At 69.4% G+C, this 15,334-nt stretch carries 14 protein-coding genes; 2 read left to right on the top strand and 12 right to left on the bottom strand.

The features are described from left to right. Positions 1-13: 13 nt before the first annotated feature. Complete coding sequence (locus LT965_RS03835; RefSeq protein WP_232702691.1) at positions 14-445, bottom strand: helix-turn-helix transcriptional regulator; 432 nt, start codon at positions 443-445, stop codon at positions 14-16. 9 nt (positions 446-454) lie between these two features. Between LT965_RS03835 and LT965_RS03840 the strand changes: the two genes are divergently transcribed. Further along, positions 455-2,932: an Ig-like domain-containing protein gene (locus LT965_RS03840; protein WP_232702692.1), complete on the top strand. Its 2,478-nt coding sequence runs from the start codon at positions 455-457 to the stop codon at positions 2,930-2,932. Between the two features lie 18 nt (positions 2,933-2,950). Here the strand turns inward: LT965_RS03840 and LT965_RS03845 are convergent, their stop codons facing one another. The 4 genes from LT965_RS03845 to LT965_RS03860 form a co-directional block, all read right to left on the bottom strand. Then, positions 2,951-4,219 (bottom strand): TIGR00341 family protein, encoded by a 1,269-nt coding sequence (locus tag LT965_RS03845; RefSeq protein ID WP_232702693.1) that lies wholly within the window; start codon positions 4,217-4,219, stop codon positions 2,951-2,953. Positions 4,220-4,326: 107 nt separating this feature from the next. Beyond that, entirely contained in the window at positions 4,327-5,658 is a 1,332-nt protein-coding gene (locus LT965_RS03850) for a DUF389 domain-containing protein (RefSeq protein ID WP_232702694.1), read from the bottom strand. 219 nt (positions 5,659-5,877) lie between these two features. Next, positions 5,878-7,824, bottom strand: a complete 1,947-nt coding sequence (locus tag LT965_RS03855) for an ABC transporter ATP-binding protein (RefSeq protein WP_232702695.1) — start codon at positions 7,822-7,824, stop codon at positions 5,878-5,880. 90 nt (positions 7,825-7,914) lie between these two features. Further along, entirely contained in the window at positions 7,915-8,676 is a 762-nt protein-coding gene (locus LT965_RS03860; RefSeq protein ID WP_232702696.1) for a Nif3-like dinuclear metal center hexameric protein, read from the bottom strand. Between the two features lie 84 nt (positions 8,677-8,760). Here LT965_RS03860 and LT965_RS03865 point away from each other — a divergent pair, with 84 nt between their 5' ends. After that, positions 8,761-8,910 (top strand): hypothetical protein, encoded by a 150-nt coding sequence (locus LT965_RS03865; protein ID WP_232702697.1) that lies wholly within the window; start codon positions 8,761-8,763, stop codon positions 8,908-8,910. Positions 8,911-8,988: 78 nt separating this feature from the next. Here the strand turns inward: LT965_RS03865 and speB are convergent, their stop codons facing one another. From speB to LT965_RS03900, 7 genes are all read right to left on the bottom strand, one after another. After that, positions 8,989-9,801 carry an agmatinase gene (gene speB, locus LT965_RS03870; protein WP_232702698.1) on the bottom strand — a complete coding sequence of 271 codons (813 nt, stop codon included), beginning with the start codon at positions 9,799-9,801 and terminating at the stop codon, positions 8,989-8,991. A 2-nt stretch (positions 9,802-9,803) separates the two neighbouring features. Continuing rightward, entirely contained in the window at positions 9,804-10,187 is a 384-nt protein-coding gene (locus LT965_RS03875) for a translation initiation factor IF-5A (RefSeq protein ID WP_232702699.1), read from the bottom strand. Between the two features lie 69 nt (positions 10,188-10,256). Beyond that, positions 10,257-11,321 carry an aminotransferase class I/II-fold pyridoxal phosphate-dependent enzyme gene (locus LT965_RS03880; protein ID WP_232702700.1) on the bottom strand — a complete coding sequence of 355 codons (1,065 nt, stop codon included), beginning with the start codon at positions 11,319-11,321 and terminating at the stop codon, positions 10,257-10,259. A 50-nt stretch (positions 11,322-11,371) separates the two neighbouring features. Continuing rightward, entirely contained in the window at positions 11,372-12,142 is a 771-nt protein-coding gene (locus LT965_RS03885) for a creatininase family protein (protein ID WP_232702701.1), read from the bottom strand. Positions 12,143-12,183: 41 nt separating this feature from the next. Further along, positions 12,184-13,842, bottom strand: a complete 1,659-nt coding sequence (locus tag LT965_RS03890) for an ABC1 kinase family protein (RefSeq protein WP_232702702.1) — start codon at positions 13,840-13,842, stop codon at positions 12,184-12,186. Between the two features lie 4 nt (positions 13,843-13,846). Next, the gene (locus LT965_RS03895; protein ID WP_232702703.1) at positions 13,847-14,197 is read right to left on the bottom strand and encodes an Hsp20/alpha crystallin family protein; all 351 of its coding nucleotides are present in this window, start codon (positions 14,195-14,197) and stop codon (positions 13,847-13,849) included. Positions 14,198-14,643: 446 nt separating this feature from the next. Further along, positions 14,644-15,294 carry an HAD family hydrolase gene (locus tag LT965_RS03900; protein ID WP_232702704.1) on the bottom strand — a complete coding sequence of 217 codons (651 nt, stop codon included), beginning with the start codon at positions 15,292-15,294 and terminating at the stop codon, positions 14,644-14,646. Positions 15,295-15,334: the final 40 nt, after the last annotated feature.

The raw sequence follows: 15,334 nt of genomic DNA on the forward strand, positions 1-15,334 counted from the left end.
GGCGGTCCGTGGCTCAGCGGAGGTCGTCCGTGACCACGCGCGCCTCGGCGCGGTACTGTTCGTAGAGGTCGAGTGCCCACTCGCGAGCGGCGGGGTCGTCGGTGCCCACGAACGCGCGGAGCATCCCCGTCTCCTCGTCGTACCCACCGACGCCGACGTAGTCGTCGAAGATGGCGAGGCCGAACGGGAGGTCGTCGTGGACCGAGAGCCTGAGGTTCCCCGACGCGACCGTCCGCCGCACCTCGTCGGGGTAGGTGTCGAGGATGTCGTCGACGACCGACGGCAGGTAGACGACGTCGACCTCCATCCCCCCGAGGATCTCGTCGCGAATCTCGGCGACGAAGATCGGAGCGATCGACGTCGTGTCGAAGCCGACGATGGAGTCGGACTCGCGGAGGCGTTCGAGGAACCTGACGACGGGTTTGTACGGGTTCGTCGGCTCCATCTCGCAGACGTGTGCGTCGGCGAAGAACTCCGTCTGGAGTTCGTCGGCGCGGTCGCCGAGCGTCTCGAGGAGGGGCTGCAGGTGGTCCGCGGCGTGGAGGCGCGTCCGGTAGGTCGTGACCTCGCGGGCGACGGTGGCGCCCAGCGGCGTGAGTCGGAACGAGCCCTCGTGCTGCTCGGCCAGCTCTTCGTCCTCCAGGGTGCGGATCGTCCGGCTGCGACGACGCCGTTCGTCGTCCAGCCGGGGGCGAACCAGACGCTGACGGTCACGTTCGCGCCAGCCGCGCCCGGACCACACGTCGCCACCGTCGAACTCGCACACAACGACTCCGACGCGTCGCCCAGCGTCGTCGGACTCGCCGGTAACGCCGTCGACACCACCGCACCAGCGGTCACCATCGACACCGTCGAGGGGTCCGCAGTGAACGGGACGACCGTCTACGCGAACGACACGGTCGTCGTCGACGGCACCGCTGGGGACCAGTACGGCACCGTCGATTCGGTCGTCGTCGACCTCGAGTCCACGTCCGTCCGGTACGTCCACTCGACGACCGCGAACTACGACTCGGGGACGGGCGAGTGGTCGGCCGACGTCGACCTCTCGACGCTCGTCGACGACGGCACGTACCGCGTCACCGTCCGGGCACGCGACGACAGCGGGAACGAGAACGCGACCACGGCGACGGAGAGCCTCGTCGTCGACCGGGAGCCGCCGGGGCTCGCGACGGTCCTCTCGCGGGTCAACGCGACGTTCGCCCGCGTCAACGTCACGGCGGACGAACCGCTCCAGGACGACACCCTCGACGTCACCGTCGACCGACCCGACGGCAGCAGCGTGACGGTCCCGCTCGCCCGGGCCGACGGGCGCTGGAACGGCACGTTCGAACTGGTCGGCACCCCCGGGCAGTACGAGGCCCGGGCGACCGCGCTCGACGAGGCCGGGAACCGCGGCACCGCGGACGCCACGGCGGTGTTCGAGACCGCGAGCACGGACGAGAACAACACGATCACGGTGAAGGTCGAACCGTCGAACCTCTTCGTCCGGTTCACCACGAACCAGTCGGTCAACGACACGTTCGTGACGATGACCGCGAGCAACCGCCCGCTCGCACCGCTCGTCCGCGGCAACGCTGGCGTGAACTTCATCGACGCCATCCTCGGTCCGGAACTCACGGCGAACCTCAGCTACGCCACCATCGGCATCCCGGTCGACGAAGCCGGGTTACCCGGCGGCAGCACCGTCGACGACGTGACCATCCGGTACTTCAACGAGACCGCCCACCAGTGGGAGGACGTCCCGACGACCGTCGAGACGGTGACGCTCCGGGACGGCACCACCGGCGAGTACTGGGTCGCGAACGTCTCGCACTTCTCGACCTACGGCGCCGTCGCCGTCGACACGACCGCGCCCACCGTCACGAGCCTGACCCCGACTCCCGGCCACGAGTTCCCGGCGGGCACGACCTCGACGACGCTCGAGATCGACTACGCGGACGCGCTGAGTGGCGTCGACACGAGCGCGGTCAGCCTGACCTACGACGGCGTCGACGTCACCGACGACAGCGCCACCAGCGTCACGAGTACGGGTGTGACGTACACCCCGACGGGGCTCGCGAACGGGTCGAGTTACACGCTGGCGGTGACCGTCGAGGACTACGCCGGGAACAGCCACACAGAGACGCTGTCGTTCGACGTGGCGGACCCGGCCGTCAGCCAGCCACCGTCGAACCCGGGGACCAGCGACCCGTCGCCGCCGACGAGTTCGCCACCGGCCACGCCCACGCCGCCAGTCGACCCACCGGAGACGGAGCGGCCGGCGCCGGCCGTCGACGTCTCGCCGCGGCTCGACGGCGGCTTCGACGCCACCGTCACGGACGCCCGGGCGAACGAGCGCGTTACGTTCGCGGTGCCAGCCGGAGCCGTCGCGTCCGACGGCGTCTCGCTCGACGCGCTCGACGTGACCGCGGCGGTCGACGGCGACCTCGCGTTCCAGGTCACGGGCAGTCGCGACCGGCCCACCGGGAGCCGAGCGTTCGACGAGGCGGCAGGAGTCCCGCTGGTCTTCCTGAACGTCTCCCACCCGACCGTCTCCGACGACCAGATCGCGAACGCGACGTTCCACCTCACCGTCTCGCGGGACCGCCTCGCCGACGGCACGTCGCCCTCTGACCTCGTGCTCTACCGCGACCACGGTGGTGCGTGGACCGCCCTGGAGACGCGAGTCGTCGAGAGCACGACCGACGCGGTCGTCCTCGAGGTCGCGTCGCCCGGACTGTCGGTGTTCGCGCTCGCCGCGCGCCAGCCGACCACGACGGCGCAGCCGACGACCGTCGACTCGACGACCACGACGACTGCGCCGACCACCACCCCGTCGAACCAGGAGACGGGCGTCGATTCGGGTTCGTCGGGGACGACGGTCACCGTCTTCCTCGGGTTGCTCGCCGTCCTCTCGCTGCTCGCGGTGGCGTTCCACCGCCGGCGGTCCTGAGAACGGCCCGCCGTTCGGTTAGTCGCGTTCGGCGACCGACGCCTCCTCCCTGAGGACGGTGACGGACACCTCGTTGCCCGTCTCCTCGTGGATCTCTTGCTGGAGTCGCGTCGCTGTCAACGACGAGTCCTCGGTGACGGTGACGGTCACGCTCGTCGGCGTCCGCGAGAAGAGGTTGGTCTCGTAGGACACCGACTGGGAGAGGATCGTTCCACTGTTGGCCTCCACCGCGCGCTCGACGTCCTCCTCGAAGGCGGCGTTCTGGGTCGCGTCGATGGTGGTCGCGACGAGGAACGACGAGAGGACGAGCACGCAGACGAGCAGGACGCCGACCTGCATGATCGCCCCGCTCCGGGCGAGTCGCTCCTCGCGGTACCGCTTGGGTCGATAGCCCCGGATCCACAGGACGGCCATGCACGCGAGGTTGATGCAGAGGACGTTGACGAGGACGAGGATGGTCGTGCTCACCGCGAGCACGGGGTTGGCGAAGGCGGCCCCGACACCGACGGCGGCGGCCGGAGGGATGAGCGCCGCGGCGATCATCACGCCGACCAGGACGGCGCTCGTGCCAGTGGTGAACGCCAGTGCGCCCGCGATCCCCGAGGCGAGCGCGATGACGATGGAGAGCGCACCGGGGTTCATCCGCTGGGCGATCTGCTCGTGTGTCTGTATCTCGATGCCGCTCCCGATGGTGTAGCGGACCACGAGCGCGAACGCCAGCGCGCTGGCGATCGCGAGGCCGACCCCGAGGAACTGCGCGCGGATGCCCCTGCGGAACAGCTGGGGTTCGTGTATCATCCGCCCGACGCTCGCGCCGATGGCGGGTCCGAGCAGCGGCGCGATGACCATCGACCCGACGATGACCGCCGCGCTGTCGGTCAGCAGTCCCGCCGTGGCGACGACGGCGCTGAGAGCGATCAGGACGAGATAGCTCGGGCCGGTGTCGGTCATCTCCTGGGCCCGGGAGAGCAACTCCTCCTGGGCGATGCGAGTGTCGTCCGCCGACTCGTCGGCGACGCCAGTGGACTCGTCACTTCCCTCGTACCGGTAGGAGGCGAGCGTCTCGAGGTCGCCGACGGCGACGAACCCCCGCTCCTGGATGCCGAGGTCGCGGAGTCCGTCCATCAGCTGGGTCGTGTCCGCCGTCGAGACCGGGACGAACAGCATCGCCTCGTAATCCCGGTCCGACGCCTCCTCGACGAGCGTGTAGTCGAACTCCGAGTCCTCCAGGAACGAGAGGACAGATTCGCGCTCACCGCTGGGGACTGGAAACTGTACGAGCCGCATACGGAGGGGACGGTTTCCAGTTCAATAGGGGCGTCGCCGCCACCTCACGTCCGCCTGGAGCGACTGTGCCGCCGCACACGGCGCCCCAGATCCGTCGCTGCAAGCAACTACGGCGTCGCCTCCTGGAACTCGACGGTTCGGACCCGGACGGCGACGGAGCGGCCGGTTCGGCGCTCTATCTCGGCAGCGATCTCGTCGGCGAAGTCCGGCGGCGGCGCGTCGTCGGGGTCGGTGTCGCTGAGCACCACGGTGACAGTCTGCGATTCGGCGAACAGGGAGGGGCTGACGTACTCGCTGCGGACCGCCACCACAGTCAGGTCCTGGTGGGCGGGGTCGTCGACGAGTTCGTGGACGGCGGCGTTGGCGTCTCGTTCGAACGCGACCTGCTGGGCCGAGGCCCCGGCAGTGCCCAGGACGACGGCCGCGAGGACGGCGACCACCGCGACGAGCAGCGCCGCCTCCCGCAGCGTCTGGAACTCGAGGACACTGCCGCGCCCGGTGAGGTCGGGTCGGTAGAGCGCCCACAGCGCCAGTAAACAGGCGACGTTGATCGCGACGACGGTCACGATTAGCAGGGCGAGGGTCCCCGCCCAGACGAGCGGCCGGTTCCAGACGATTCCGAGGCCGGAGGCGGCCGCAGTCGGGATCAGGGCCGCCGCGATCATCACGCCGATGAGGGACATCGGCCCCTTCGTCGTCAGGCCGATGCCGCCCGCCGCGCCAGCGGCCAGACCGACGATCACGGCGAGCATGTTCGGGGCGAGTCGCACCCCGACCAGTTCGATCGTGCTCAGATCGAGCACCGGCGGCGCGAACCGGAATACCTGCAGGGCGACTCCGAGGGCCGTCGAAGCGAGCACCGCGACCGCCAGTCCCAGCGCCTGCATACGGAGGCTGCCGGCGACCATCTGCCGGTCGCCGGTGATCACCCCGACGTTCGTCGTCAACACCGGTCCGACGACGGGTGCGATGACCATCGACCCGACGACGATGGCCGGCGAGTCCACGAGCAGGCCCGCGGTCGCAATCAGCGCACTGAGGACCATCAGCGCGTAGTACGAGACGTCGTCCTGGCTGAGGTCCCTCGCCTTCGACCGGAGTTCGGGCATCGTGAGCGGGTCAAAGTCCCGACTGTACCGCTGCTCGAGTGTCTCCCAGGTCGAGGTCATCGCGGTCTCGCCCCTGGAGACGACGGTGTACTGTTCGGTGTCGACACCCGCGTCTTCGAGCGCGTCCAGCACCGGCCCGACGGCGTCACCGGGGATCGGAATCTGGAGGAGGACATCCTCCTCGGACACCCCCGCGACCGGTTCGGCGCTCTCGGGGACGTCCGCGAGCGACCCGGACCCGAGCACTGCGTACTCGACGTCCATGTCGGCGAGCGACTCGAGGACCTCGTCGCGGCGGTCCTCGGGGACTCGTACGTAGAGGATCCTCACACAGGAACGTCAACGACCAGTTGAAAATACGTTCGGGCTGGCCGCAGACGGCCAAGGAGAGTCCAGCGGTAGCTTCAGTGCAGCGAACATCCCCACGGAGGAGATGCGGACCTCGGTACTCATAGGGCTCGTCGTCCCGCGGGAGCCACCCCGGGTCGGCCCGGTGGCGTCGTCATCGGCCAGGCGTCGGTACGGGCGGGCGGGAAAAGACGCTGGCGGTCAGTCGGTCAGCGCCGCCGAGTCGTCGCTGCCGCTCTGGGAGTCCCAGAGGTCGGCGTAGATGCCGCCCGTGTCGACGAGTTCGTCGTGGGTCCCGACCTCCGCGATCTCGCCGTCGTCCATCACGACGATGCGGTCGGCGTCCTGGACCGTCGAGAGGCGGTGGGCGATGACGAACGCGGTGCGGTCGGCGGTGAGCCGTCGCAGCGACTCCTGGATGAGCTCCTCGGTCTCGGTGTCCACGTCGCTGGTCGCCTCGTCGAGGACGATGATGGCGGGGTCGTTGAGGAGCGCGCGAGCGATGGAGAGCCGCTGGCGCTGGCCGCCCGAGAGCTTCACGCCGCGCTCGCCGATCTGGGTCTGGTAGCCCTCGGGCAGGTCGCGGACGAACTCGTGGGCCTCGGCGGCCCTCGCGGCGTCGAGGACGCGGTCGTCCACGCGGAAGTCTGCCGCCTCGTCCCGCACCCGCTGGCGGTCTGGCGAGTCGTCGAGGGTGGTGAGGTCGCCGTACGCGATGTTCTCCTCGACGGTGCCGGAGAACAGGTAGGGGTCCTGTTCGACGACGCCGACGTGTTCGCGGAGCCCCTGGAGGCTGTACTCGCGGACGTCCGACCCGTCGACGTGGACCGCGCCCGAGTCCACGTCGTAGAACCGCGGGACGAGTTTGACGAGCGTGCTCTTGCCGGCGCCCGTCGCGCCGACGAGACCGACCGTCTCGCCCGGGTCGACGTCGAGGTGCACGCCCGAGAGCACCTCCTCGGTGGAGTCGTAGCTGAAGTGGACGTCGTCGAACGTGACGCGGCCGTCGACGTCGTCGGGGTCGACGGGGGTCTCGGGGCTGGTGACGGTCGGTTCGTGGCCGAGCACGCCGAAGACGCGCTCGGCGCTGGACTTCGCGCGCTGGTAGCGGTTGACCGTCACGCCGATGCGGCGCATCGGGGCGTACATCCGCCGGAGGAACAGGAAGAACATCGTGAACGTCCCCGTGGTGATGCCCGCGCCGAGGACGAGCGGGCCGGCGACGAACTCCCCGCGGATGACCATCTCGCCGCCGACGAGCAGGATACCGACGAACGCCACGCCGGTGAGCACGCGGATGCTGGCGAAGAACAGCCGCCGGAGTTTGATGGCGGCGACCTTCTCGTCGTGGTAGGTCGCGGACTGCTCGGCCACGCGGTCGAGTTCGAAGTCGTAGCGGTCGAACGCCTTGATGACCTTCGCGCCGCCGATGTTGTTCTCCAGGCGGGCGTTCATCCGTGCGACGGTCTCCCGGATGCGCTTGTACCGGGGTTCGATCCACGTGAGGAAGAAGGCGCTCGACAGCCCGATGATGGGGACCGGCGCGAGCGCGATGACCGCCAGCGGCGGCGACACCCAGAACAGCACGGCGCCGATACCGCCGACGGTCGCCACCACGCGGATGATCTGGCGGATCTCGTCGTTGAGGAACCGCTCGAGGCGGTTGATGTCGTTGTTCAGGATGGACATCATCGCGCCGGTCTGGTGGTTCGCGAAGAAGTCCAGCGAGAGGTGTTGCATGTGGTCGTACGTGTCGTTGCGGAGGTCCCGCTGGATCTTCTGGGCGGTCGACTGCAGCAGGTATCTGGAGACGAATCGCGTCACCGAGCGGACGACGTACGCGAGCGCGGCGACGAGCGCGAGGCGGTGGAGGAGCGCGAGACGCGTCGCCTCAGAGGTGACCGCCGCGGTGGGGACGAGACCGGCCTCGGCGAGCAGCCCGGGTTCGCCGGACTGCAGGATGACGCGGTCGATGGCGGCGGCGACGACCAGCGGCGGGACGAGCCGGGAGAGCCGCGTGACGAGCGAGGACGCGATGCCGACGGAGAGGCGGGGCCAGTAGCGCCTGGCGTACCTGAGCAGGCCCACCATCGGGTGGCCGTCGACCTCCTCGCGGACGTCCTCGAAGCCGCCTAGCTCGTCGGACACACACGGGGTAGGCGCGGGACGCAAAAAGACCACACGGCTGCCCGAGCGTTTACCGGTACGCGTCGCCCGGGGTACCGAGACCGTGCCAGCTCAGAGCCCGGTCGGGTGATCGAGGAACGTCGTCTCCAGTCCCCACTCGTCGGCGATGGACTGGAGACGCCGCACACCGAACGTCTCCGTCGCGTAGTGGCCCGCGAGGACGACCGTCACACCCGCTTCACGGGCCTCGTGGTACACCATCTGCTTGCCCTCGCCGGTGACGAAGGCGTCGACGCCCGCGGCCTCCGCCTCCCGGATCCAGTCTGCACCGCCGCCCGTGAGCACCGCGACGTCCTCGAGGTCCGCCGGCCCGAAGTCGAGTACCCGGACGTCCTGGCCGCCCGTGTCGAGTTCCGATTCGAGGAGTTCCCGGAGTTCGTCGGCGGAGTAGGCCTCGGCGGCGGTACCCCGCGTCCCGGTGTGTTCGCCGCTATCCTCGGCGAACGGTTCACGGTCTTCGAGTTCCAGCAGGTCCGCGAGCCCCGCCGCGTTCCCGAGTTCCGGGTGACCGTCGAGGGGCAAGTGCGCGGCGTACAGCGCGCACTCGCCGTCAATCAGCGGCTGGATGCGCTCGTACTCGCGGCCGGTGACGGCGTCCAGGCCGCCCCAGACGACGCCGTGGTGGGTGACCAGCAGGTCCGCGCCCCACTCGACGGCCTCGTCGATGGTCTCGACGACGGCGTCGACGGCGAACGCGACGCGCTCGACGTCGCGCTCCCGTGGCCCGACCTGCAGGCCGTTCGTCGCGCCGTCCGCGTAGTCGTCGACGCGCAGGCGCTCGTCGAACTCGGAGACGATGTCGGAGAGGTCCATGTACGGAGAGGCGTGCGCCGGGAACTTCTAGGCGTCGCCATCGCGACGTTCCACCACCTCAGTAGCCGGCCAACCCAACACAGGGTGGGACTGGAAGGGGCCGCGTTCTCGACGACCCTCGGGGACGCAAGCACCGCAGGGACGAACGGAGTGAGTGACGAGGAGCGCAGCGAGCGCGAGGCCGACCGACGGGAGGCCTCGGACCGCTCGAACGGGGAGCGCAGCGACCCGTGAGAGCCGCGGGAGTCGAGAACGCGGGGGCTTCCAAGGCGTCGTACCTCCTCATGGCCGAATTTTCGAAACAGTAGAGAACTAGCCGTCCGCGTGAGCGTGAACGAACTCCCGGACCAGTTTCGCAGCTAGCGTCGCCGACTGGCCGTCGTCGCGGTCGTTGACCTCGACGACGTCGAACCCCACGGACTCCGGAGCCAACTCACGCACGAGGTCCCGCATCGTCGCGGAGTCGAGACCGAACGGTTCGGGGGTGCCGGTGCCGGGCGCGTATGCAGGGTCGGCAGCGTCGATGTCGACGCTGAGATAGACCGAGCCGTCGACGTCGGGCGTCCAGTCCGCCGCGTCCTCGGGCGGAACCACTGTCACGTCGGCCTCGCTGGCGCGCTCCCACTCGGCCTCGCTGCCCGAGCGCGCGCCGACCACGACCGCCTCGTCGGCGACTTCGAGTGCGTGGCGGGTGACCGTCGAGTGGCTCAGGGGGTCGCCGTCGTAGGACTCCCGGAGGTCGAGGTGGGCGTCGAGGGCGACGAAGACGTCCGGGTCGGCGGCGCGCACGCCCGCGACGCTGACGGTGTGTTCGCCGCCGAGGAGGATGGGGACGGCGTCGTTCCAGTGTGCGTCGGTGAGGACGCCCTCGAGGTAGTCGAGGTAGTCGGCGGCGTCGTTCCACGCGTGGACGTCGCCGTAGTCCGCGACGTCGCGTTCGGAGAAGTGGGCGCCCGACGCGTGGTGGTAGTCCTCGAAGGTGCGGGCGAACTGTCGGATCCGGTCCGGCCCGAAGCGTGCGCCCGGCCGGAAGGAAGTAGAGACGTCGAGCGGTGCGCCCACGACCACGTAGTCGGCGGTACTGCCGGCCGACTGGGGGTCGGCGTCGTGGGCGCCGGGGAACATGCTCAGTCCTGGAGGATCTTGCGCTGGCCCTCGAACTCGAGGTACTCGATGTTGTCGTCGGACTGCACGTCGAGGTCAGCGGGGATCTGCATCGTGACGGTCTCGTACGTGTCGAGGTCCATCACCTGCGCGACCGTCTCGGACTCCTTGGAGACGACCTGGCCCTGCTTCCGGTCGACGATGGGGACCCAGATCTTCGCGTCGACGGGCTGGCTGAGACTGCGCTTCTTCTCGTCGAAGACGCCCCGGGCTTCGATGCGTGCCTTCGCGCTGCCGTGCTTGCCCGGCTTCGCGGTGCTGTAGGCGTTGATCTTGCAGGCGGCGTCGTCGATCATGACGTAGTTGCCTTCCTGCAGTTCGCGCACTTCCGTCTGCTCTTTCGCCATACGGCTGGATTCACACCTGCCGGGTATAAACCGTTTGGAACGCGCTCCGCGGGGAACTGCTCGCAGTCGTCAGAGCACGGTCGAGACCCGGTCGAGTCCCTCGCGGAGTTCCGCGGTCGGCAGCCCGAACCCGATGCGGAAGTAGTCGTCGTAGGCGTCGCCGAAGCACCGCCCGGGCGCGAGCACGACGGAGGACTCCTCGACGACGGTCCGGCAGAACGTCGCCGAGTTCTCGAAGCTCGCGGGCACCTCGAGGAACGCGTTGCAGCCGACGGGGTCTGGCCAGTCGATGCCGTGCTCGCGCGCCCACTCTGCGGTGATCTCGTGGTTCGCCCGGACGTGTGCGAGTGCGTCCTCGCGCAGTTCAGCCTCCCGGCCCGTCAGCACCTGGCGGGCGACGTGCTGGCCGAACTTGGTGGGCGAGATGGTGGTGTAGTCCTTCCAGCGCTCGGTGGCCTCGACGACCTCGCTGGGGCCGGCGAGCCAGCCGAAGCGGAGGCCCGCGAGCCCGTACGTCTTCGAGAGCCCAGACGTGCTGATGGCGCGATCACCGAGACTCGTCACGGGCGGCAGCGGGTCCTCGGCGAGCAGGCGGTACACCTCGTCGCCGAGCAGGTAGGCGTCGGCGTCCACGGCGAGGTCGTAGACGGCTCGTACCGTCTCCTCGTCGTGCTGGCGGCCGGTCGGGTTGTTCGGGTTGTTCAGGACCACGAGTTCGGTCTCGGGGCGGATCGCCTCGGCCACGGCGTCAACGTCCAGCGTCCACTCGGGTGGGTCCAGCGGCACGCGGGTCACGTCGCAGATGGACTCCGGGATGGCGTGGAGGCTCTGGTACGTCGGCGTGACGACGACGGCGTGGTCGCCCGGCGAGAGCAGCGACTGGAAGACGAGGAAGTTCGCCTCCTGGGTGCCCACCGTGCAGACCACCTCGTCGGCGGTCCGGTCGTGTTCGTCGGCGATGGCGGCTCGCACGTCCGGCGCACCCTTCGTCGGGATGACGTACCCCAGTTCGCCGGGGTCCGTGTCGAAGTCGCTCGCCGGGAGGCTCCGGACGCCGCTCTCCGCGAGCATCACGTCGGCGTCGTGTTCGTACTCCGCGAACCACCGCTCCAGTTCGAACGGCGCTACGTCCATACGGTGGCTACGCGACAGGGGGTGAAAACTCGGGCGACGCCGGCAGGGAACTACACGTGCGGCTCGGGCATGAGGTCCGCGAACGCCTGGTCGTCGAGCCACTCGCAGAGCCGGACGAGTTCCCCGGTCGCGGCCTCGAACAGCTGTTCGCCCTTCGCTGGCGTGGCGTCGGTCTGGTCGCCGAGGACGCCGTTGGCGGTGTTGTCCGCGGCGTCGTAGAACGTCCGCGCACCGTGGACGATGGTCTCGGCCTCGGCGACGCTCGGGACGCCGCCGTCGCGTGCCTCGGCGAGGCGGTCGTCGTGGACCAGGTCGGGCGCGAGGTGCTGTATCATCGCCGTCTCCTTCGGGCCGCCGTGGGGGCCGTTCTGCGCGAACAGGTCGTCGACGAGTTCGGGAACGCTCTCGTCCCACATCCAGTCGACGGCGTACGCGACCTCGTCCTCGCGGAGGCGACGCCCCACTTCGCGCAGGTGCGGGACGTTGCCGCCGTGGGCGTTCACGAAGACGACGCGGTCGACGCCGTGGTAGGTGAGGTTGCGCGCGAGCGACTCGACGTAGTCGCGGAACGCGGGCGGGCTGACCCACATCGTGCCGTGGAACTGCCGGTGGTGGGAGCTGACGCCGACGTTCACGGTGGGCGTACAGAGGAAGCCGGTCTCGTCGGCGGCCGCCCGGGCGAACGCCTCCGCGATGAGGTGGTCGGTCCCCTCCGGGAGGTGGGGGCCGTGCTGTTCGGTGGAGCCGAGCGGGACCAGCGCGAGCGACTCCGACTCGAAGTAGGCGCCGAGGTCCGGCCACGCTTCGTTGCCGAGGTACATCACCGGACGAACGGCCGTCGTCCCAAAGAGTCTACTGGGAGTCAGTCGCGGTTGCGGAGGTTCTGCCGGGTGAACTGCGGCGTCGCGCGGATGCCCCGGCGCCGCCGGAACGAGCGGTACAGCGCGAGCGCGACGAGGAACGTGAACACGCCCGCGAGGGCGGTCGCCAGGGTGAGGTCCTCGAAGGCGTACAGCAGCGCCGTCGTCGGGACGCTCGTCGCGAGGACGAGCCCCAGGACGAGGCGTCGCGCGAGGCGGTCGATGACGCCGTTGTTGTCCTCGAGGTCCGCGCGGACGTGGAGGTCCTCGCGTTCGACGCGGTTGAGCGCGTCCTCCAGTTTCGGCGGAATGCGGACGGCCGACTGCGTGGAGTCGCGCAGCTGCTCGGCGGTCTGGGTGGCGAACTGCCGGATGGACTCCTCGCGGTAGCCCTGCTCGGTGAGGTACTCCGTCGCCACGGAGATGAAGTCGAACTCCGGGTCGAGGGTGACACAGACCCCCTCGACGACGGTGGCGACACGGAGTACGAGCGCGAGGTTCGACGGCAGGCGCAGCGGGAACTCGTAGATGGTGTCCTCCACCTTCCCGACGATCTGCTGGACGCGGTAGGTCTCGATGGACTCCCCGCGGGCGTCCTGGATGGCGAGTTCCATCACCTCCGCCATCGTCGCGCGGTCGGCCTCCGGGGAGAGTGTCCCCATCTCGATGAGCGCGTCGAGGATGGCGTCGATGTCCTGGTTGGCGACCGCGACGTAGAAGTCCACGATCTTCTGCTGGACGAACTCGTCGACGCGGCCGCTCATCCCGAAGTCGTAGAAGACGACGGTGCCGTCGTCGCGTACGGCGAGGTTTCCCGGGTGGGGGTCGGCGTGGAAGACGCCGTCCTCGATGATCATCTGGAGGTAGGTGCGTTCGAGCGTCTCGGCGACCCGCGAACGGTCGATGCCCTTGCGTTCGAGTTCCTCGACGTTCGAGATCTTCGTCCCCGAGATGTACTGCATCGTGAGCACGCGACTGCTCGAGTAGTCGTCGTACACCGGCGGGATGGCGACGGCCGGGTCGTCCGCGAAGTTCGCCCGGATCTCCGTGAGCATCTCGGCCTCGCGGTCGTAGTCCATCTCCTCGCGGATGGTCTTCGAGAACTCGTCGGCGAGGTTCCGGAGGCTGAACGCGCGTCCCTCCCCCACGAACCGCGCGACGACCGGCAGCGTCCACCGGACGACCCGGAGGTCGGCCTCGACGAGTTCCTCGATGCCGGGCCGGCGGACCTTCACCGCGACCGGTTCGCCCTCGACCTCGGCGGTGTACACCTGCCCGAGACTCGCGCCGCTGATTGGCTCGCGGTCGAAGTCGTCGAACACCTCGTCGACGGGGCCGAGTTCGCCCTCCAGTACAACCCTGGCGTTCTCCCAGTCGGCCGGCGGCACGCGGTCCTGGAGCTCCGTGAGCACGTCGACGTACTCCGGGGGGAGGACGTCCGGTCGCGTCGAGAGCAGCTGTCCGAGTTTGATGAACGTCGGGCCGAGCGTGAGCAGCGAATCGAGCAGCCGCTCCGCGCGCTCGACGCGTCGCTCGGACGTGACGCGTCGACTGCTCCCGAACAGCAGGAATCGCCGCCGGTCGCGGAGGTAGCCCCACACCAGCGGGAGGAACTGCCACGCGACGACGACGAACCGGCGGTACGACCGGAGTACCGCCACCGCTCTACCCCTCTACGGGGACGCGGTGGGCGGTCTCCCCTCGCTTCGGTAGTCGGACCTCGAGGACGCCGCGGTCGACGGACGCCGACGACCCGTCGTCGGTGGCGTCCGGCGGCAGGGGGAGTTCGAGGTCGAGGAACAGCGGGCGCTCCTCGGTCCGGTAGGTGAACCCGGTGGGCACCGACTTCTGGCGGTGGGCGTCGACGACCAGCGTCCGGCCGTCCACGCGCACGTCGACGTCGTCGGCAGTGACGCCGGCCACGTCGACGACGAAGAGGTAGGCGTCCTCCCGTTCGAGCACGTCGACGAACACCGAGTCTGGCAGGTTCCCCAGCGCTTCGCGCAAGCGGGACATGCGCGACGTTTAGAGCGGCGAGGCGAAAAAGCCGGTGGTCGAGACACTGACTCGTCTCGACGGTGCGCCGACCCGGTGGAAGTGCCGGCGCGGACCGTGTGCCCTGACACCGCATTCCCCGGGCATCCGTGTTCGGGTGGGGGGAAACGCGTGGGGGAAACGCGAAATCGTGGTCGCCGACCGGCGGAGGGGGGATGGCCGGCGGCGACCGGCGGACGCCCGGAACTGTGCCCTGACCGGCGGCGTACTGTTGCCGCCATCGAAGACATGGACCGCGAGGGTATTGAACGGTGGCGTCGTTCGCACTCGATTTCCGTCGCTTAAGCCGAATTAATCCGGAGTTATCCGGTGATTTTCGGCGACGCAATCCGGCCCCGGGACCGGCGTCCTACCGGCAGCGTGGCTATCCAGCCGGTGGACCGGGAGAACGCGGGTAGCGACCGGTTTCAGTCCGCCCGCGGGTCGAAGACCTCGTGGAACGTCTCGACGCGGTAGTCGCCGAGCACGCAGTGCCCGCGGTTCTCGGGCGCGTGACGTTCCACGTGGACGGCGTCGAGGCCGGCGTTCATCGCGGCGCCCACGTCGCTGGCCGCGTCTCCGACGTAGACCCCGCGGTGGGTCGCGGGTTCGACGCCGACGTCGCCGAGCGCGAGTTCGAGCGGGCGCGGGTCGGGTTTCCAGCCGGTGTCGTCGTCACAGCAGAGGACGACGTCGAACCAGTCGTCGATGTCGAGGTGCTCCATCACGGGACCCGCGAGGAACTCCGCGCAGTGGGTGACGACGCCGACCGGGCCGTCGAGGTCGCCGACGTAGGCGGCGTCGTCGTAGAGGTAGGTGGCCTCGGCACGGCGCTGGGGGTCCTCGATGTCGTGGAACGCCGCCCAGAACGCCGTCGGGTCGAACCCCCACGAGCGGAGGCGCTCGTTGCGGGACCCACCGAGGCCGTGCCACAGGATCTCGGCTTCGCGGTCCGTGAACTCGCGGCCGACGCGGTCGCCCACGCGGTCGAACACCTCCCGGGTGTACGACCACTCGGTGTCCACGAGGGTCCCGTCGAGGTCGAACAGCCAGACGTCGTAGTCGGACGGGGAGCCCATCGGATACGGGTGTACGCAATCCCGAAGTATGAGCGTTCCG

The organism is Halobacterium wangiae (assembly GCF_021249345.1).
GTDB classification, from domain to species: Archaea; Halobacteriota; Halobacteria; order Halobacteriales; family Halobacteriaceae; genus Halobacterium; species Halobacterium wangiae.

Bases quoted from the DNA above. Each gene is read 5' to 3' on its own strand.
- LT965_RS03885 (WP_232702701.1), bottom strand. From the start codon at position 12,142: ATGTACCTCGGCAACGAAGCGTGGCCGGACCTCGGCGCCTACTTCGAG.
- speB (WP_232702698.1), bottom strand. From the start codon at position 9,801: ATGTTCCCCGGCGCCCACGACGCCGACCCCCAGTCGGCCGGCAGTACC.
- LT965_RS03875 (WP_232702699.1), bottom strand. From the start codon at position 10,187: ATGGCGAAAGAGCAGACGGAAGTGCGCGAACTGCAGGAAGGCAACTAC.
- LT965_RS03860 (WP_232702696.1), bottom strand. From the start codon at position 8,676: ATGGACCTCTCCGACATCGTCTCCGAGTTCGACGAGCGCCTGCGCGTC.
- LT965_RS03835 (WP_232702691.1), bottom strand. From the start codon at position 445: ATGGAGCCGACGAACCCGTACAAACCCGTCGTCAGGTTCCTCGAACGC.
- LT965_RS03845 (WP_232702693.1), bottom strand. From the start codon at position 4,219: ATGCGGCTCGTACAGTTTCCAGTCCCCAGCGGTGAGCGCGAATCTGTC.
- LT965_RS03895 (WP_232702703.1), bottom strand. From the start codon at position 14,197: ATGTCCCGCTTGCGCGAAGCGCTGGGGAACCTGCCAGACTCGGTGTTC.
- LT965_RS03900 (WP_232702704.1), bottom strand. From the start codon at position 15,294: ATGGGCTCCCCGTCCGACTACGACGTCTGGCTGTTCGACCTCGACGGG.
- LT965_RS03880 (WP_232702700.1), bottom strand. From the start codon at position 11,321: ATGGACGTAGCGCCGTTCGAACTGGAGCGGTGGTTCGCGGAGTACGAA.